Annotated in this window: 16 protein-coding genes; 5 read left to right on the top strand and 11 right to left on the bottom strand. The window is 53.4% G+C overall.

Features of this window, described 5'->3' with window-relative positions; genetic code table 11:
* Positions 1-67 precede the first annotated feature (67 nt).
* Positions 68-1,768, top strand: a complete 1,701-nt coding sequence (locus OWK27_RS02885; protein ID WP_267589784.1) for an SgrR family transcriptional regulator — start codon at positions 68-70, stop codon at positions 1,766-1,768.
* Between the two features lie 66 nt (positions 1,769-1,834).
* Complete coding sequence (queC, locus tag OWK27_RS02880) at positions 1,835-2,530, top strand: 7-cyano-7-deazaguanine synthase QueC (RefSeq protein WP_267589783.1); 696 nt, start codon at positions 1,835-1,837, stop codon at positions 2,528-2,530.
* Between the two features lies 1 nt (position 2,531).
* Here the strand turns inward: queC and OWK27_RS02875 are convergent, their stop codons facing one another.
* The 11 genes from OWK27_RS02875 to bolA all read right to left on the bottom strand — a co-directional run bounded on the left by OWK27_RS02875 (position 2,532) and on the right by bolA (position 13,610).
* A complete protein-coding gene (locus tag OWK27_RS02875; protein ID WP_242173413.1) occupies positions 2,532-2,861 on the bottom strand; it encodes an addiction module antidote protein in 330 nt (109 codons plus the stop codon).
* The gene (locus OWK27_RS02870; protein ID WP_148420290.1) at positions 2,848-3,201 is read right to left on the bottom strand and encodes a type II toxin-antitoxin system RelE/ParE family toxin; all 354 of its coding nucleotides are present in this window, start codon (positions 3,199-3,201) and stop codon (positions 2,848-2,850) included. Before OWK27_RS02870 ends, OWK27_RS02875 begins: the two co-directional genes overlap by 14 nt.
* 47 nt (positions 3,202-3,248) lie before the next feature.
* A complete protein-coding gene (locus tag OWK27_RS02865) occupies positions 3,249-3,647 on the bottom strand; it encodes a YbgC/FadM family acyl-CoA thioesterase (protein ID WP_063451689.1) in 399 nt (132 codons plus the stop codon).
* 97 nt (positions 3,648-3,744) lie between these two features.
* Positions 3,745-4,122: a helix-hairpin-helix domain-containing protein gene (locus OWK27_RS02860; RefSeq protein WP_252004955.1), complete on the bottom strand. Its 378-nt coding sequence runs from the start codon at positions 4,120-4,122 to the stop codon at positions 3,745-3,747.
* Between the two features lie 148 nt (positions 4,123-4,270).
* Positions 4,271-6,142 (bottom strand): peptidylprolyl isomerase, encoded by a 1,872-nt coding sequence (gene ppiD, locus OWK27_RS02855; RefSeq protein WP_267589782.1) that lies wholly within the window; start codon positions 6,140-6,142, stop codon positions 4,271-4,273.
* Between the two features lie 212 nt (positions 6,143-6,354).
* Positions 6,355-6,627 (bottom strand): nucleoid-associated protein HU-beta, encoded by a 273-nt coding sequence (gene hupB, locus OWK27_RS02850; RefSeq protein ID WP_002444653.1) that lies wholly within the window; start codon positions 6,625-6,627, stop codon positions 6,355-6,357.
* 210 nt (positions 6,628-6,837) lie between these two features.
* The gene (gene lon, locus OWK27_RS02845; protein ID WP_148420287.1) at positions 6,838-9,192 is read right to left on the bottom strand and encodes an endopeptidase La; all 2,355 of its coding nucleotides are present in this window, start codon (positions 9,190-9,192) and stop codon (positions 6,838-6,840) included.
* Positions 9,193-9,376: 184 nt separating this feature from the next.
* The gene (gene clpX / locus OWK27_RS02840) at positions 9,377-10,651 is read right to left on the bottom strand and encodes an ATP-dependent protease ATP-binding subunit ClpX (protein WP_148420286.1); all 1,275 of its coding nucleotides are present in this window, start codon (positions 10,649-10,651) and stop codon (positions 9,377-9,379) included.
* 127 nt (positions 10,652-10,778) lie between these two features.
* Complete coding sequence (gene clpP / locus OWK27_RS02835) at positions 10,779-11,402, bottom strand: ATP-dependent Clp endopeptidase proteolytic subunit ClpP (protein ID WP_006809880.1); 624 nt, start codon at positions 11,400-11,402, stop codon at positions 10,779-10,781.
* A 260-nt stretch (positions 11,403-11,662) separates the two neighbouring features.
* Complete coding sequence (tig, locus tag OWK27_RS02830) at positions 11,663-12,961, bottom strand: trigger factor (RefSeq protein WP_148420285.1); 1,299 nt, start codon at positions 12,959-12,961, stop codon at positions 11,663-11,665.
* 331 nt (positions 12,962-13,292) lie between these two features.
* Complete coding sequence (gene bolA, locus OWK27_RS02825) at positions 13,293-13,610, bottom strand: transcriptional regulator BolA (protein WP_148420283.1); 318 nt, start codon at positions 13,608-13,610, stop codon at positions 13,293-13,295.
* Between the two features lie 303 nt (positions 13,611-13,913).
* Here bolA and OWK27_RS02820 point away from each other — a divergent pair, with 303 nt between their 5' ends.
* The 3 genes from OWK27_RS02820 to cyoA all read left to right on the top strand — a co-directional run bounded on the left by OWK27_RS02820 (position 13,914) and on the right by cyoA (position 17,440).
* Positions 13,914-14,492 carry a lipoprotein gene (locus OWK27_RS02820; RefSeq protein WP_176611046.1) on the top strand — a complete coding sequence of 193 codons (579 nt, stop codon included), beginning with the start codon at positions 13,914-13,916 and terminating at the stop codon, positions 14,490-14,492.
* Positions 14,493-14,537: 45 nt separating this feature from the next.
* The gene (gene ampG, locus OWK27_RS02815; RefSeq protein ID WP_267589781.1) at positions 14,538-16,013 is read left to right on the top strand and encodes a muropeptide MFS transporter AmpG; all 1,476 of its coding nucleotides are present in this window, start codon (positions 14,538-14,540) and stop codon (positions 16,011-16,013) included.
* Positions 16,014-16,492: 479 nt separating this feature from the next.
* Entirely contained in the window at positions 16,493-17,440 is a 948-nt protein-coding gene (gene cyoA / locus OWK27_RS02810; RefSeq protein ID WP_003859054.1) for a cytochrome o ubiquinol oxidase subunit II, read from the top strand.
* The last annotated feature ends 6 nt before the right edge of the window (positions 17,441-17,446 follow it).

Here is a 17,446-nt window from a genome sequence, read left to right as displayed (position 1 = left end):
CATCAGTATTGCGTGGGATATACGGAAGTAATAGTGAATAGATGATAATTATTGTTCCGGGTTTATCATGCGCCAGCTCAACCGTCTTAACCAGTATCAACGCCTGTGGCAACCTTCCGCTGGCGCTCCGCAGCAGGTGACCATCAGCGAGCTTGCCAGCCGCTGCTTTTGCAGCGAGCGACACGTTCGCACCCTGCTGCGCCAGGCGCAGGACGCGGGCTGGCTGAGCTGGCACGCCCGGTCCGGACGAGGGAAGCGCGGAGAGCTAACCTTTCACGTGACCCCGGATTCGCTGCGTAATACCATGATGGAAGATGCGCTTAAAAGCGGACAGCAGCACAACGTGCTGGAGCTGGCTCAGCTTGCGCCTGAAGATTTGCGCTCGCTGCTGCATCCGTATCTGGGGGGGCAGTGGCAAAATGATACGCCGACGCTGCGTATCCCCTACTATCGCTCGCTGGAGCCGCTTCATCCGGGGTTTTTACCCGGCCGTGCCGAGCAGCATCTGGCGGGACAGGTGTTCTCGGGCTTAACGCGTTTTAACGGTAACTGCAGCGAGCCCGCGGGCGATCTGGCGCATCACTGGGACGTTTCTCCTGACGGCCTGCGCTGGCATTTTTACATCCGCTCCACCCTGCACTGGCATAACGGCGATAAAATCGCGACGGCGCAGCTCCAGCGAAGCCTGACGGCGCTGCTGGCACAGCCCGTCATGCGCACGCTTTTCCAGAGCGTCTTGCGTATCGAAACCACGCATCCCCAGTGCCTGACGTTTATTCTGCATCAGCCGGACTACTGGCTGGCGCACAGGCTGGCAACCTACTGTAGCCGTCTGGCGCATCCCGATATTCCCGGTGTCGGCAGCGGTCCCTTCCGTCTGAGCGTTTTTGAGCCTGAACTGGTGCGCCTGGAAAGTCACGAGCAGTATCACCTGAGCCATCCGCTGCTCAAGGCTATCGAGTACTGGATCACCCCCCAGCTTTTTGACTACAGTCTGGGCACCAGCTGTCGCCACCCGGTGCAAATCGCCATAGGCGAAGCCGATGAGCTGGAAAGCCTGCGGCTGGTCAGCAACAGCACCAGTCTGGGCTTCTGTTACCTCACGCTGAAGCAGAGCCCCCGTCTGAGCGAGCTACAGGCGAAGCGGCTTATCAACATCATTCATCTCTCCCGGCTTCTGCGCACGCTTCCGCTGAACGAAGGGCTTATTACCCCTACCGGGGAACTGCTTCCCGGCTGGGCGATCCCGCAATGGCCTGATTTAACGGACGTTGCGCTGCCGGAGTCATTGACGCTGGTCTACCACCTGCCGGTTGAGCTTCACACGATGGCCAGCCAGCTTAAGGCCTACCTTGCGCTACAGGGCTGTGAACTGACCGTCATCTTCCACGACGCCAAGACGTGGGACGGATGTCAGCAGCTTGCCGATGCAGACATCATGATGGGAGACAGGCTGATTGGCGAAGCGCCGGAGTATACGCTTGAGCAATGGCTCCGCTGCGATGCGCTCTGGCCGCATCTGCTGAGCGCACCGGCATACGCCCACTTGCAGGCCACGCTGGACGCGGTGCAAACGCAGGCCAGCGATCGCGACCGACACGCGGGCCTGCAGGCTATTTTCAGCCGGTTGATGGAAAATGCCGTCCTGACGCCGCTGTTTAACTACCAGTATCAAATCAGCGCCCCGCCGGGCGTGAACGGTATCCGTCTTAACACCCGTGGCTGGTTTGACTTCACCGAAGCCTGGCTTCCGGCCCCCAAAGCGTGAAGAAGCTGGTCGTCGCTTTAGCCAGGCGTTAACATGACGCTTTTACCGTAACTGTCGAGATGATTTATGAAACGTGCCGTCGTCGTGTTCAGCGGAGGACAAGATTCCACAACCTGCCTGATTCAGGCGCTTCACCAGTATGATGAAGTTCACTGCGTCACTTTTGATTATGGTCAGCGTCATCGTGCTGAAATCGACGTTGCCCGTGAACTGGCCCTGAAACTGGGGGCCCGCGCGCACAAGGTGCTGGACGTGACGCTGCTGAACGAACTGGCCGTTAGCAGCCTGACCCGCGACAGTATTCCGGTTCCAGATTACGAACCGGACGCCAGCGGCATTCCGAACACCTTCGTACCGGGCCGCAACATTCTCTTCCTGATCCTGACGGCAATATACGCTTATCAGGTAAAGGCCGAAGCGGTCATTACGGGCGTGTGCGAAACCGACTTCTCTGGCTACCCGGACTGCCGGGACGAATTTGTCAAAGCGTTAAACCACGCCGTGGATCTGGGAATGGCAAAAGAGACCCGCTTCGAAACGCCGCTGATGTGGCTGGATAAAGCAGAAACCTGGGCGCTGGCCGACTACTGGGGCAAGCTGGACGTGGTTCGCAACGACACCCTCACCTGCTACAACGGTATTAAAGGGGATGGCTGCGGTCAGTGCGCCGCCTGCAACCTGCGCGCAAACGGGCTGAATCACTATCTGGCGGATAAAGCGGGCGTAATGGCCGCAATGCAGAAAAAAACCGGGCTGAAATAAGTTACTTCACCGTGCTGTCGAACAGTTTAACGCCGGCAGCACGCGTCACTTTCATGAGCGTTGTTAGCGTTGGGTTGCCGTTATCAGACAAGGTACGGTATAGCTGCTGACGTGATAAACCCGACTTAGCAGAAATTTCTCCGATGCCGCCACGGGCCTCAATGACCTGACGAAGCGCAATGAGATAGGCAGGGATCCCCTGATCTTCATAAATTTCTTCCAGCGCTATCTGAAGATACAGTTGAGCATAGGAAGGGTTCTCGCGAAGCATTTTCACAACCGCATCGTGATGACTGACAGAACTTGAATATTTTCGTTTAGGCGCGCCCATCTGTTTTTCCTTGAGATAGATGATCTTTCAGATATTCTACCGCCTGCTTAACATCTGCTCTTTGACGCTTCTTGTCGCCACCGATGAGTAACAATAAGACATTCCGATGCTCTACGGCAAAATAGATCCTGTAACCGGGACCACAGTCAATTCGCATCTCCCAAACACCTTCTCTTAGGTATTTGTAATCGCCAAAATTACGTTTTATTGCACGGTTAACGCGCATAAGGATTCGTAAAACGGTCTCCGGATCCTTACGCCTCGTTTTTGCCACCCACTCCTCAAACGGCACTTTTCCGTCACGGGTCCGGTAGCGTTCAACAACGTAGTCCCTGTTCATTATTTTATCCCTGAAAAACCTTTTTGTCTTTTATAAAAGACAAAAATTTACGCGATCATCAGCTCCAGCTTTTCGCGCAGCTCCCCTTCCAGCGGCAACGCTTTCTGGGTTTTAAGATCGATACAGACAAAGGTGATTAGCGCATCGGCCACCACCTGCCCTTCTGGCTCCAGCGTTACGACCTGGCTCAGTACACCGCTTTTTCCATTCAGCTGCTGGACCTGGCTGGTCACGGTAAGTACATCCCCCAGCACGGCCGGGCGACGGTAGTTGATATTGATATTGGCGACCACAAACGCGATGTTGTGAGCGGTCAGCCACTGAAAGCTTTCGCTGTTCTCCAGGCCGTCCCAGCGCGCCTCTTCCAGAAATTCAAGGTAGCGGGCGTTATTAACGTGCTGGTAAACATCGAGGTGATAACCACGGACTTTGATTTGTGTCTGCATAGCGCAATAGCCTTTCGTTGTTATAGGTTCAGAGGTCATAACTGGTATGACCTCTTTATCCTGGCAAATTTTTGCCGCAGTGCAAGTTATTGCGCGATTACAACGTCAGGTGTGCGAGGTTGCGCTCAACCAGCGCGCTTCCCATACCCGGCACCTGTTTGAGATCGTCAACGGTTTTGAAAGGACCATACTCTTCGCGATAGCTGACGATGGCCTGCGCTTTTTTGAGACCTACGCCATTCATCGCCCGGGCCAGCTCTTCTGCGGAGCCAGTATTGATGCTGACCCGCGTACCCTCCTCTTCTCCAGCTTTCGGGCTGGTCGTCGCGTTAGCTTTAGCATTTCCCTGGGGCGCTGCCTCCGCCTGGTTTTGGACGGCCTGCGCCTTAGCCGCAGGTGCCGCCAGCGCTCCCGCGCTCATCCCGCAGGTGGCAATAGCCAGCGTAATAAAGAGTGCTTTGATTCCACGTTTCATGCTGTTTTCTCCTTGTTTGTTGACAGCCACGCCACGATAGCCGCAAGGAAAAACCGGGACAAACAGCAGATTGCAGAAATGGAAAAGGCCGCGAAAGCGGCCTTTGGTTGTTGCAGAGCGTTACGAAAATCTGCGAGCAGACACGTAATTATTGCTCCTGAGTGACCACATCACCCAGCTTGATTTTGGCTTCTTTACGCAGGTTGCTCATCATCGCTTCGAAAGCAATCTGGGCATTGTTCTGGGTAATTCCCTGAACCATAGCCTTCTTCTGCGCTTCTGGCAGCGTGCCGGCCTTCACTTCGTCCAGCGCCAGAAGAACAACGTTACCCTGCATATCGGTCGTGGTGCCGAAGACAGGTTTGTCCTTCGCCGGCAGGCTAAGACCAAACGCCGCCTGGCTGACAGGATCCTGACCGGTACGGCTCAGCGTTTTCGGCTCGCCAAAGCTCAGGCCAGCCGCTTTCAGCGCATCACTCTTACCTGCTTTCAGCTCGGCTACGATCTCCTCGGCATCCAGTTTTGCCTGCTGTTCCGCTTTATTGTGCTTCACCAGCGCCACAATCCGATCTTTCACTTCCGCCAGTGGTTTCACTGCTTCAGCTTTATGCTCGCTGACGCGCAGAACGAACGCACGGTCACCGTCAACGGTGATGATATCTGAGTTGCTACCCGGCGTACCGTTCTCGCCCACCAGACCACCATTGAAGATGGCGTCTGAAACCGGCTTGAAGTTCAGCTCTTCAGGCAGGTTTTCGTGGCTGAACCAGCCAGTCTCAACCGCCTTCACGCCGGCAGCCTGCTCAGCTCCCGCCAGAGATTCATTGTCGTTACTCGCGGCATCGCTTACTTTCTGCTGAAGGGCATAGAAGGCGTCCAGCGCTTTCTCCTGCTTCACTTTCGCAGCGATATCATCACGAACCTCAGCCAGCGGCTTGGTTTTCGCAGGCGTGATATCGTCCAGGCGCGCCACCAGGAAACCGACGGAGGATTTGATCACGCCAGACAGCTGGCCTTTTTCTTTCAGGCCCGCATTTTTCAGCTCGTCCGGGGTGGTAGCGTCTTCCAGCCAGCCCATATCACCGCCGTTTTTGGCAGAAATGATGTCGGTGGATTTTGCTTTCGCCACGGTTGCGAAATCCGCGCCCTTGTTCAGCTCGTCAAGCACGGCTTTAGCTTCAGCTTCCGTTTTGGTCTGGATCACGCTGTAGCGGTTACGCTGCGGCTGAGTAAACTGATCCTGATGCTGGTCGTAGTAAGACTGGATATCCGCGTCAGTCGCGTTTTCCTGCATCGCAGCCGCATCCAGCTTGATGTAGCTTACGCGGAACTGTTCAGGAGAGACGAAGTTGTTCTTGTTCTGCTCGTAGTAAGCATTAACTTCAGCGTCGCTGACCTGCTGCTTCGCCGCCAGCGCGTTAACATCAATCGTCGCTTCACGCACTACGCGCTGCTGAGCCACCAGCGCCGCCAGCTCTTCGGTTTCGCCTTTCAGCATGAAATCGGTGCCCACGACGGCATTGATCAGCTGCTGCGTGGTCAGCTGGTTACGCAGCGCCTGAGCGTACTGGTCAGCCGTCATGCCCATCTGGTTTACGATGCTGTTATAACGCGCGTTGTCGAACTTGCCTTCAGACTGGAAAGCCTGCGTTGAGAAGATGGCTTTTTTGACCTGCTCATCGCTGATGCTCAGCCCCAGACTTTTCGCGTACTGGTCCAGCAGCGCTTCGTCGATAAGGCGGTTCAGCGTCTGCTGACGCAGGTTTTTCATATAGCCTTCGTTGGCTGCCAGTTCAGAGTATTGGTCGCCCAGCTGTTGCTGCATGCGGTTACGTTCCCCGGCAAAAGCGTTCTCGAACTGCCCACGGCTGATTTCCTGGCCATTCACTTTTGCGGCGTAGTTCGCGCCACCGCCGATGAGGTAACTACTCACACCGGTCAATATGAACGACACGATAATGATACCGAAAATAATCTTGAGCACGAGACTGTTAGCAGCCGTGCGTAAGCTGTCCATCATGGTGTAACAACACTCCGCTGTAGGTGACTGGTTACCTGACGCTGACGGAAAATCCTGACCGTCGCGCGTAAAGGCGTATTGTGACAAGAAAACAGGGCAATTGTCAGCCCACAACTCGCATAAACTCGCACAAATCAGGTCTGGACAAACAAAAAAGGCACATCAAATGATGCGCCCTTGTACTTTTCAGCTTCCCTGAAGCGGGAAAGCAATCAGTTTACTGCGTCTTTCAGCGCTTTACCTGCACGGAAACCCGGCACTTTAGCGGCAGCAATGGTGATCTCTTTACCGGTCTGAGGGTTGCGGCCAGTACGGGCAGCACGCTCTTTAACCGCGAAAGTACCGAAGCCTACCAGTGCAACGTCGTCCCCAGCCTGCAGAGATTCAGTAACAGAAGCAATTAAAGCATCTAAAGCACGTCCAGCTGCAGCTTTAGAAATATCAGCACCCGCAGCAATTTTGTCAATCAGTTGAGATTTATTCACTGTTCTCTTCCTCTCTTTATAATTTATATCGCACCTGAATCCTTCACAGCGCGACCGCGCAGCAGTTATATCAGTCCTGCTATGACCTTACAACACCCGTTGTTGATGGCTTACCCAATCAGCAATCTAAATTAGCTATACAAAAAAAGGCTGGCAAGTACGAAATGACTTACCAGCCTTGTTTTTATTGACGCTCTTTGCGCGAGGTCACTATTTTGCGGTTACAACCTGCATTCCGGACGGCTCATTTTGCAGTGCGAGAGTCAGAACTTCCTCAATGCGCTTCACCGGATGGATCTGAAGATCGGCAATAACGTTGTCCGGAATCTCTTCCAGATCGCGTTTATTCTCGTAAGGAATCAATACGGTTTTGATCCCACCACGGTGTGCCGCCAACAGTTTTTCTTTTAACCCACCGATTGGCAGTACCTGACCACGCAGGGTGATTTCACCAGTCATTGCCACATCAGCGCGTACCGGGTTACCTGTCAGACAGGAGACCAGTGCCGTACACATGGCAATACCCGCGCTTGGACCGTCTTTAGGCGTCGCCCCTTCCGGAACGTGAACGTGGATGTCGCGTTTCTCGTAGAAATCCGGGTTGATGCCCAGTTTTTCCGCGCGCGCGCGCACCACGGTCAGCGCAGCCTGAATAGACTCCTGCATTACTTCACCGAGCGAGCCGGTGTAGGTCAGCTTGCCTTTGCCCGGTACGCAGGCGGTTTCGATGGTCAGCAGATCGCCACCCACTTCCGTCCATGCCAGACCAGTAACCTGGCCCACGCGGTTTTCGTTGTCCGCACGGCCATAGTCGAAGCGCTGAACGCCCAGATAAGCGTGCAGATTATCGCCGTTAATCACAATGTGTTTCAGGCTCTTATCCAGCAGCAGCTGTTTCACCGCCTTACGGCACAGTTTTGAGATTTCGCGCTCAAGGCTACGCACGCCCGCTTCACGGGTGTAGTAACGAATGATGCCAACAATAGCGCTGTCCTCAACGGTCAGCTCGTTAGCTTTCAGCGCGTTGCGCTCAATCTGCTTCGGCAGCAGGTGCTGTTTAGCGATGTTCAGCTTCTCGTCTTCGGTATAACCGGACAGACGGATCACTTCCATACGGTCCAGCAGGGGTGCTGGAATGTTCATGGAGTTCGAGGTCGCCACGAACATCACGTCGCTGAGGTCGTAGTCCACTTCCAGATAGTGATCGCTGAACGCGACGTTCTGCTCTGGATCGAGCACTTCCAGCAGCGCCGACGCCGGATCGCCACGCATGTCCGAGGACATTTTGTCGATCTCATCGAGCAGGAACAGCGGGTTTTTGACCCCCACTTTCGCCATCTTCTGGATCAATTTGCCCGGCATCGAACCAATATAGGTACGACGGTGGCCGCGGATTTCCGCTTCATCACGTACGCCGCCCAGCGCCATACGGATGTACTTACGTCCGGTCGCTTTGGCGATGGACTGGCCCAGAGACGTTTTACCTACCCCCGGTGGCCCTACCAGGCACAGGATTGGGCCTTTAATTTTGTTCACGCGGCTTTGTACCGCGAGGTACTCAAGAATGCGGTCTTTCACGCGTTCCAGGCCGTAGTGGTCGGTATCCAGGATCTCCTGGGCCTGACGCAGGTCTTTTTTAACCTTGCTGCGGGTGTTCCACGGAACCTGTACCATCCACTCAATGTAGCCGCGCACAACGGTTGCTTCTGCCGACATCGGAGACATCATTTTCAGCTTCTGCAATTCAGCTTCCGCTTTCTCTTTCGCCTCTTTCGGCATCTTCGCCGCGTCGATCTTGCGCTTCAGCGCTTCGTTTTCGTCCGGAGCGTCGTCCATCTCGCCGAGCTCTTTCTGAATGGCTTTCATTTGCTCGTTCAGATAGTACTCACGCTGCGATTTTTCCATCTGCTTTTTAACGCGGTTGCGAATGCGCTTCTCAACCTGCAGCAGATCGATTTCTGACTCCATCATCGCCATCAGATATTCCAGACGTTCGTTAACGTCGGACATTTCCAGCACGGACTGTTTGTCAGCCAGCTTCAGCGGCATATGTGCAGCGATGGTGTCAGCCAGACGCGCCGGATCGTCGATGCTGTTCAGCGACGTCAGCACTTCTGGTGGGATTTTCTTGTTCAGCTTGATATAGCCTTCGAACTGGCTGATCGCGGTGCGCACCAGCACTTCCTGCTCGCGCTCATCAAGCTCAGGTGAATCAAGGTACTCTGCCTTCGCAGAGAAGTGCTCGCCATCATCTGACAGAGTGGTAATACGCGCACGCTGCAGGCCTTCCACCAGTACCTTGACGGTACCGTCTGGCAGCTTCAGCATTTGCAAAATAGAGGCCACGGTCCCGACGGTGAAAAGATCGTTTACACCCGGCTCATCCGTAGATGCTTCCTTCTGCGCGACCAACATGATTTTTTTATCATGATCCATGGCGGCTTCGAGGCAACGGATAGATTTTTCCCGCCCTACAAATAAGGGTATGACCATGTGCGGATAAACCACCACATCGCGCAACGGCAATACGGGGATTTCAATGCGTTCAGAACGCTCAGGATTCATAGAGCTCTCTCTTAGTTTAGTGTCCGCCAGGTAAACTGGTCATGTAACTGTGCTTCACACAACCATTAACATGTAATCCAGTATATGGGGATGTTTCCCATACATTCAACGCCACGAATACGGAAAAAGTAAAGGGGAGATAAAATCCCCCCTTTTTGATTAACTGATTGTATGAATTGGTGAATTATTCGCCAGATGCCTGCTGCGCTTCCGGTTTACCGTAAATCAGTAACGGCTTGGTCTGGCCACCGATTACGGACTCGTCGATAACCACTTTTTCGACGTCTTCCATAGAGGGCAGATCGTACATCGTGTCGAGCAGGGCTGCTTCGACGATAGAACGCAGGCCACGTGCACCGGTTTTACGCGCCATCGCTTTCTTGGCAATCGCGTCCAGCGCTTCGTCACGGAATTCCAGCTCAACGCCTTCCAGATTGAACAGCGCCTGATACTGTTTGGTCAGCGCATTTTTCGGCTCTTTCAGGATCTGAATCAGCGCGTCTTCGCTCAGTTCGTTCAGGGTTGCCACTACCGGCAGACGACCAATGAACTCTGGGATCAAACCGAACTTGATCAAGTCTTCCGGTTCCACCTGAGCCAGCAGTTGGCCTTCGTTTGGTTTTTCAGACGTGGATTTTACCGTCGCGCCAAAACCAATGCCGGAGCCGGTTTCAACGCGGTGAGAAATCACTTTGTCCAGGCCTGCAAACGCACCGCCACAGATAAACAGGATCTTGGAGGTATCAACCTGCAGGAACTCCTGCTGCGGATGCTTACGTCCGCCCTGAGGTGGAACAGCCGCGACCGTACCTTCAATAAGCTTCAGCAGCGCCTGCTGCACGCCTTCGCCCGACACGTCACGGGTGATGGACGGGTTGTCAGATTTACGGGAGATCTTGTCGATCTCATCAATATAGACAATCCCGCGCTGGGCCTTCTGCACGTCATAATCGCATTTCTGCAACAGCTTCTGGATGATGTTTTCAACGTCTTCACCCACGTAACCGGCTTCGGTCAGGGTGGTGGCATCCGCCATGGTAAACGGCACATCCAGCAGGCGCGCCAGGGTTTCAGCCAGCAGCGTTTTACCGGAGCCGGTTGGCCCGATCAGCAGAATGTTACTTTTACCCAGCTCCACGCCGTTGCTGGTATCGCCGTTACGCAGGCGCTTATAGTGGTTATATACCGCCACCGCCAGCACTTTTTTCGCCTGTTCCTGACCAATGACGTAGTCATCCAGATGATGGCGAATTTCGTGTGGCGTTGGTAACGCGCTGCGCTCGCGGTGCGGCGCGACTTCTTTAATCTCTTCGCGAATGATGTCGTTACATAAATCGACGCATTCGTCGCAGATATACACGGACGGCCCGGCAATCAGTTTACGCACTTCATGCTGGCTTTTGCCGCAAAAAGAGCAGTACAGCAGTTTGCCCGAACCATCTTTGCGTTTATCTGTCATGAGTCCAAACCTCTTTTTAAGTTCTATGTGCCGCACATGACGACGCAAATGCCATTTTCAGACGCAAGCTGCTTACTGGCAACGTGCCGCCCTACCTTAGTATAGCGGCACACTCGCGTCGCGGGCATCAATTACGATGGGTCAAAATGGAGTCGACTAAGCCGTACTCAACTGCCTCTGGTGCAGAGAGGAAGCGATCGCGCTCGGTATCGCGCTCGATCTGCTCAAGAGGTTGACCCGTATGCTGCGCCATAAGTTCATTCATGCGCGCTTTTACTTTCAGAATTTCTCGGGCGTGGATTTCGATATCCGTCGCCTGGCCCTGGTAACCACCCAGCGGCTGGTGAATCATCACGCGGGAGTTTGGCAGGCAGAAGCGCTTGCCTTTCGCCCCTGCGGTTAACAGGAAGGCGCCCATGGATGCCGCCTGTCCCATACAGATGGTGCTGACATCCGGCTTGATGAATTGCATGGTGTCATAAATAGACATACCCGCCGTAATAACACCGCCTGGCGAGTTGATGTACAGGTAAATGTCTTTTTCCGGGTTTTCCGCTTCCAGGAACAGCATCTGCGCCACGATCAGGTTAGCCATATGGTCTTCCACCTGGCCGGTCAGAAAGATAACGCGTTCCTTGAGCAGACGGGAGTAGATATCGAAAGAGCGCTCACCACGTGAGGTCTGTTCAATAACCATCGGCACCAGCGCCATATGGGGTGCAAAGTTATCTCGTTCGCCACTGTATGACATTTCCGTCTCCTGGTTCAAAATTGAAAACACCTGCTGTACTGATTGTAACCTTATGGACGGATTATCAGCCAGTCTCAATCATCTCGATTACATACTTATGGGGTTCGCCACGCCCTATTTCAAGCATAACAATCTTTTGTTGTAACGCTAACACTGAAAAGGCGTTTTAGCACCCTTCCAGGACTCAAGCTGTGATAAAAAAAACCCGTCGCCGGAGGGCAACGGGTTTTTTGTTCAAACTTTAAACCGTTGGGGCGAAATTACGCCTGCTGGTTCATCAGCTCGTTGAAAGAGGTCGCTTTTTCGGTCACTTTCGCTTTCGCCAGTACCGCTTCAACAGCCTGCTCTTCCAGTGCGACGTTGCGCATGTTGTCCATCAGCTCTTTGTTCTTACCGTAGAACTCGATCACTTCTGATGGATCTTCGTATGCAGACGCCATCTCTTCGATCAGGCCCTTCACACGCTCTTCGTCAGCTTTCAGCTCGTGGGTGCGAATCACTTCGCCCAGCAGCAGGCCAACAACAACGCGGCGTTTCGCTTGCTCTTCAAACAGCTCGCGTGGCAGTTCCATCGCTTGCTGCTGGTTGCCACCGAAACGCTGTGCAGCCTGACGGCGCAGAACGTCGATTTCGCTGTCGATCAGGGCTGCTGGAACGTCGATGTCGTTCGCTTTCACCAGACCGTCAATCGCCTGAGACTTCACACGGTTACGTACAGCACCGTTCAGCTCGCGCTCCATGTTTTTACGCACTTCGGTACGCAGGCCAGCGATAGAACCATCCTCAACGCCGAAACGCTTGATGAATTCTTCCGTCAGTTCTGGCAGTTCGCGCTCTTCCACTTTCTTCAGGTTAATCACGAACTTCGCTGCTTTACCCTTCAGGTTTTCAGCGTGGTATTCTTCTGGGAAGGTCACGTCGATAGTGAACTCTTCACCCGCTTTGTGGCCTTTGATACCGTCTTCGAAGCCTGGGATCATACGACCCTGGCCCATCGCCAGTACGAAGTCAGACGCTTTACCGCCTTCGAACTCTTCGCCGTCTACGGAACCGGTAAAGTCGATAGTTACGCGGTCTTCTGCGTCAACTGCACCTTCTTTCTCTTTCCAGTTCGCCTGCTGCTTGCGCAGGGTATCCAGCATGCCGTCAACGTCTTCGTCAGTTACGGAAACGATCGGTTTTTCAACTTCGATAGATTCCAGACCTTTCAGCTCAACTTCCGGGTACACTTCGAACTCTACGGAGTAGGTGAAGTCTTCGCCCATTTTGTATTCGCCCGGCACGTAGTTTGGCGCGCCAGCTGGATTGATTTTTTCTTTGATGATCGCGTCGATAAAGTTGCGGCTCATCAGTTCACCCAGCACATCCTGACGCACGGAAGCGCCATAACGCTGAGCAACAACATTCATTGGTACTTTGCCCTTACGGAAGCCGTCAATACGTACTTTCTTTGCTACGTTGACCAGCTCGCTTTTCACAGCAGTTTCGATGCTGTCAGCAGCGATAGTAATCGTTACACGGCGGCCAAGGCCTTGAGTGGTTTCAACTGAAACTTGCATCTTGTTACCTCAAAAAAATCACAGTGCTCGGTCAACTCTGAATCTGTCTGTTATACCGGGATGCTCTCTTATGTGCAGATTCACATTCCCTGTCGCCAGAATCATCCCGAAGACATTCATTAAGACGCGGCATTATAGCGGCATCACTTAGGTGAGTCGAGAACGGTTGGAGCATGTTGCTGCGGCTTTTTTCACACTTTAAGGCTATTTTTAGCCTTAAAATCGCGCCATCCGCTCAAAACTCAGACAAAACAAAACGGCCCGAAGGCCGTTTTGAGGAAATCTGTAAGCAACATACTGGAAAAACTCCGGCGGTTGCAAATCCGATTTATCAGGCGATGGTGCCTGCACCACGACAAGGCGGTGATGCGAATACCGTATCCTGCAGCCCTTCCCATTCCTTAATGGTGTAGGTATGCAGAGCAAGCGCATGTACGGTTGTGGAGAGTTCTTCCGTCAAGGTGCTGTAGATCAGGCGGTGTCGGTTCAGGAAACGTTCTCCCATGAAGCGATCGCTGACCAGAACCACTTTGAAGTGGCTTTCAGAACCTGCCGGCACGTTATGACGATAGCTTTCGTCGACAACTTCGAGAAACACAGGGTTGAACGCTGCCCTTAATTTTTCTTCTATCTGCTCACGTATCATCATGAAATCACTCCTCCGACAACGCTAAGATGTCACCCATCCCTTTAAATATTAGCCGCTTTTACCGGTTCCATTACAACAAGACAACAAATATTTAGCTTTCGTCCGATTTTCTCATTCAAACGAATGAAGTTCACTATGAGACTCATACGTTTTGTCACTCATGCGTGGAGAAAAGCGGAAAGCTGGTCAGTTTTCAGACAAGGCGATGAATTTACATGCGTTGACCACTTCCCCTGGCCGTTGGCGATGTTATGATGGCGGCAATTTTTCTCTATTTGCTTACGATTCGTTGAGAACCCGAAAATGTTAAAAAAACTCTTCTTTCCGTTGGTAGCGCTCTTTATGCTCGCCGGCTGTGCAACCCCGCCGACGACCATTGATGTTTCCCCAAAAATTACCCTGCCTCAGCAGGATCCAAGCCTGATGGGCGTAACGGTCAGCATTAACGGCGCCGATCAGCGTCAGGACCAGGCGCTGGCGAAAGTCACTCGCGACAACCAGCAGGTCACCCTGACCGCATCCCGCGACCTGCGTTTCCTGTTACAGGAAGTGCTGGAGAAGCAGATGACCTCCCGCGGCTACATGATTGGCCCAAGCGGCGCGGTTGACCTGCAAATCATCGTGAACAATCTGTACGCTGACGTGTCCCAGGGCAACGTTCGCTACAACATCGCAACCAAAGCCGATATCGCCATCATCGCGACCGCGAAGAACGGCAATAAGATGAACAAAAACTACCGTGCGAGCTATTCCGTTGAGGGCGCGTTCCAGGCCTCCAACAAAAATATCGCTGACGCGGTTAACAGCGTGCTGACTGACACCATTGCCGATATGGCACAGGACACCAGCATTCACGAATTCATCAAGCAGAACGCTCGTTAATCCTGCTGACTGGCCCGGTGCTTCACCGGGTCAGTTCATAAGAACATGTCCAGTCACTACTTACGCATTTTCCAGCAACCGAAATCAGCTATTCTGCTGATCCTTGGTTTCGCCTCCGGTTTACCGCTTGCGCTCACCTCCGGCACGCTGCAGGCGTGGATGACGGTCGAGAACATCGACCTGAAAACCATCGGCTTCTTCTCGCTCGTGGGCCAGGCCTACGTCTTTAAATTCCTCTGGTCGCCGGTCATGGACCGCTATACCCCGCCGTTCCTCGGGCGGCGTCGCGGCTGGTTAGTGATGACGCAGGTGCTGCTGCTGCTGGCGATTGCCGCCATGGGCTTCCTTGAGCCGTCAACGCAGCTCCGCTGGATGGCCGCGCTTGCGGTAGTTATCGCCTTTTGTTCCGCCTCCCAGGACATTGTTTTTGACGCCTGGAAAACGGACGTCCTGCCTGCGGAAGAACGCGGTGCTGGCGCGGCGATCAGCGTGCTCGGCTATCGTCTCGGTATGCTTGTCTCCGGCGGGCTGGCGCTGTGGCTCGCCGACCGCTATCTCGGCTGGCAGGGTATGTACTGGCTAATGGCGGCCCTGCTGATCCCCTGCATTATTGCCACCCTCTTCGCACCAGAACCGAGCGAGGTCATTCCGGTTCCGCGCTCGCTGGAGCAGGCCGTGGCAGAACCGCTGCGCGATTTCTTTGGCCGTAATAATGCCTGGCTGATCCTGCTGCTTATTGTCCTTTATAAGCTCGGCGATGCCTTTGCCATGAGCCTGACGACAACCTTCCTGATCCGCGGTGTCGGGTTTGATGCGGGGGAAGTCGGCGTGGTCAACAAAACGCTGGGGCTGTTTGCCACGATCGTCGGCGCTCTGTACGGCGGCGTACTGATGCAGCGCCTGACGCTGTTCCGTGCGCTGCTGATCTTCGGCATTCTTCAGGGCGCATCGAATGCCGGTTACTGGCTGCTGTCGATTACCGACAAGCATATGATCAGCATGGCGACGGCCGTATTCTTTGAGAACCTGTGTGGGGGTATGGGCACGGCAGCATTTGTTGCACTGCTGATGACGCTGTGCAATAAGTCATTTTCCGCCACCCAGTTTGCCCTGCTCTCTGCCCTCTCCGCCGTCGGGCGCGTGTACGTAGGTCCCGTCGCGGGCTGGTTTGTTGAAGCCCACGGCTGGCCGACATTTTATCTCTTCTCGGTGGTGGCCGCCGTGCCGGGGATTTTATTGCTGCTGGTCTGTCGCCAGACGCTGGAATATACCCAGCGCACGGAACACTTCATGCCGCGCACGGAATACCATGCCGCCTATCGGTTTGCCCTCCGCCTGCTGATGGTGGGCTGCGTTGCGCTGGTTCTGTGGCTCGTGGTGCTCATTATTAACGCCACCACCGGGCTATCGCTGCCCTATGAAACCGTGCTGCTTGATGCAGGCGTGCTTCTCGCCGTTGCAGGTATCCTGACAGGCGGAACGCTGGATTTCATGTCCTTGCGGAAAACGCAGATGACCTGAAGCAAAAAGCGAAAGGTTATTTCCCGTTGTAATAACCGTGCGAAATTATAACGGTGAAATAACCGCCATCGGATAAAAAAAATATTTGTTGTTTTGTGCGGGATAGCATTCGGAAATTATTGGAGCTTAATTCGCTACGCTATTTTCCGTTAAACGATTCAGCTTTCGAAAGATTGTATTTTCGTTTTTTATTTGTCTTTTTATTGATAATTAATTGTTAATTATTTGTATATTTTTAGCAATGGTTATACCAATTGCCCCATTTGGGGTAGGCTAAAGCGGCCTTTCGTTATAACGCCCACGCTGTGCGGCTTTCCTCCAAAAATGCGACATAATTTGCAACACATGTGACATGTGCGGCAGAACCCAGTAACACCTTCCTGACACAGGGCTAATGATGTTTACAGTAATGTAACCTTCCCGTAAAATGCCCCCACACTTTAAACGCCACCAGACTCCCGTGGAATTGAGGTCGTTAAATGAGACTCAGGAAATACAATAAAAGTTTGGGATGGTTGTCATTATTCGCAGGCACTGTATTACTCAGTGGCTGCGATTCTGCACTACTAGACCCCAAAGGACAGATTGGACTGGAACAACGTTCATTGATACTGACGGCTTTTGGCCTGATGTTGATTGTGGTTATTCCTGCCATCTTGATGGCTGTTGGTTTCGCCTGGAAGTATCGTGCGAGCAATAAAGATGCGAAGTATAGCCCTAACTGGTCACACTCCAATAAAGTGGAAGCTGTGGTCTGGACGGTACCTATTCTGATCATCCTGTTCCTTGCCGTACTGACCTGGAAAACCACTCACGCACTTGAGCCGAGCAAACCGCTGGTTCACGATGAAAAACCGATTACCATTGAAGTGGTCTCCATGGACTGGAAATGGTTCTTCATCTACCCAGAGCAGGGCATTGCTACCGTGAATGAAATCGCCTTCCCGGCGAACACTCCGGTTCAGTTCAAAGTGACCTCCAACTCCGTAATGAACTCCTTCTTCATCCCACGTCTGGGCAGCCAGATTTACGCGATGGCCGGTATGCAGACTAACCTGCACCTGATCGCGAATGAAGCAGGCACCTACGACGGTATCTCCGCCAGCTATAGTGGCCCGGGCTTCTCGGGTATGAAGTTTAAAGCTATCGCTACGCCAGACCGCGCGACTTTCGACCAGTGGGTTGCAAAAGCGAAGCAGTCTACCAACACCATGTCTGACATGGCGGCGTTCGAAAAAGTGGCTGCACCTAGCGAATACAACAAGGTGGAGTACTTCTCTAACGTGAAACCGAATTTGTTTAAAGACGTTATTGGCAAATTTATGGACCACGGTATGAGCATGGACATGACCCAGCCTGAAGGCGAGCACAACACGCACCAGGGTATGGAAGGCATGGACATGAGCCACGCGGAAACCGCTCACTAAGGGGCC

The organism is Enterobacter cloacae complex sp. 2022EL-00788 (assembly GCF_026627565.1).
Lineage (GTDB): Bacteria > Pseudomonadota > Gammaproteobacteria > Enterobacterales > Enterobacteriaceae > Enterobacter > Enterobacter pasteurii.
Note: the sequence above shows the minus strand (reverse complement) of the source record. Positions and strands in the feature narration are given on the sequence as shown.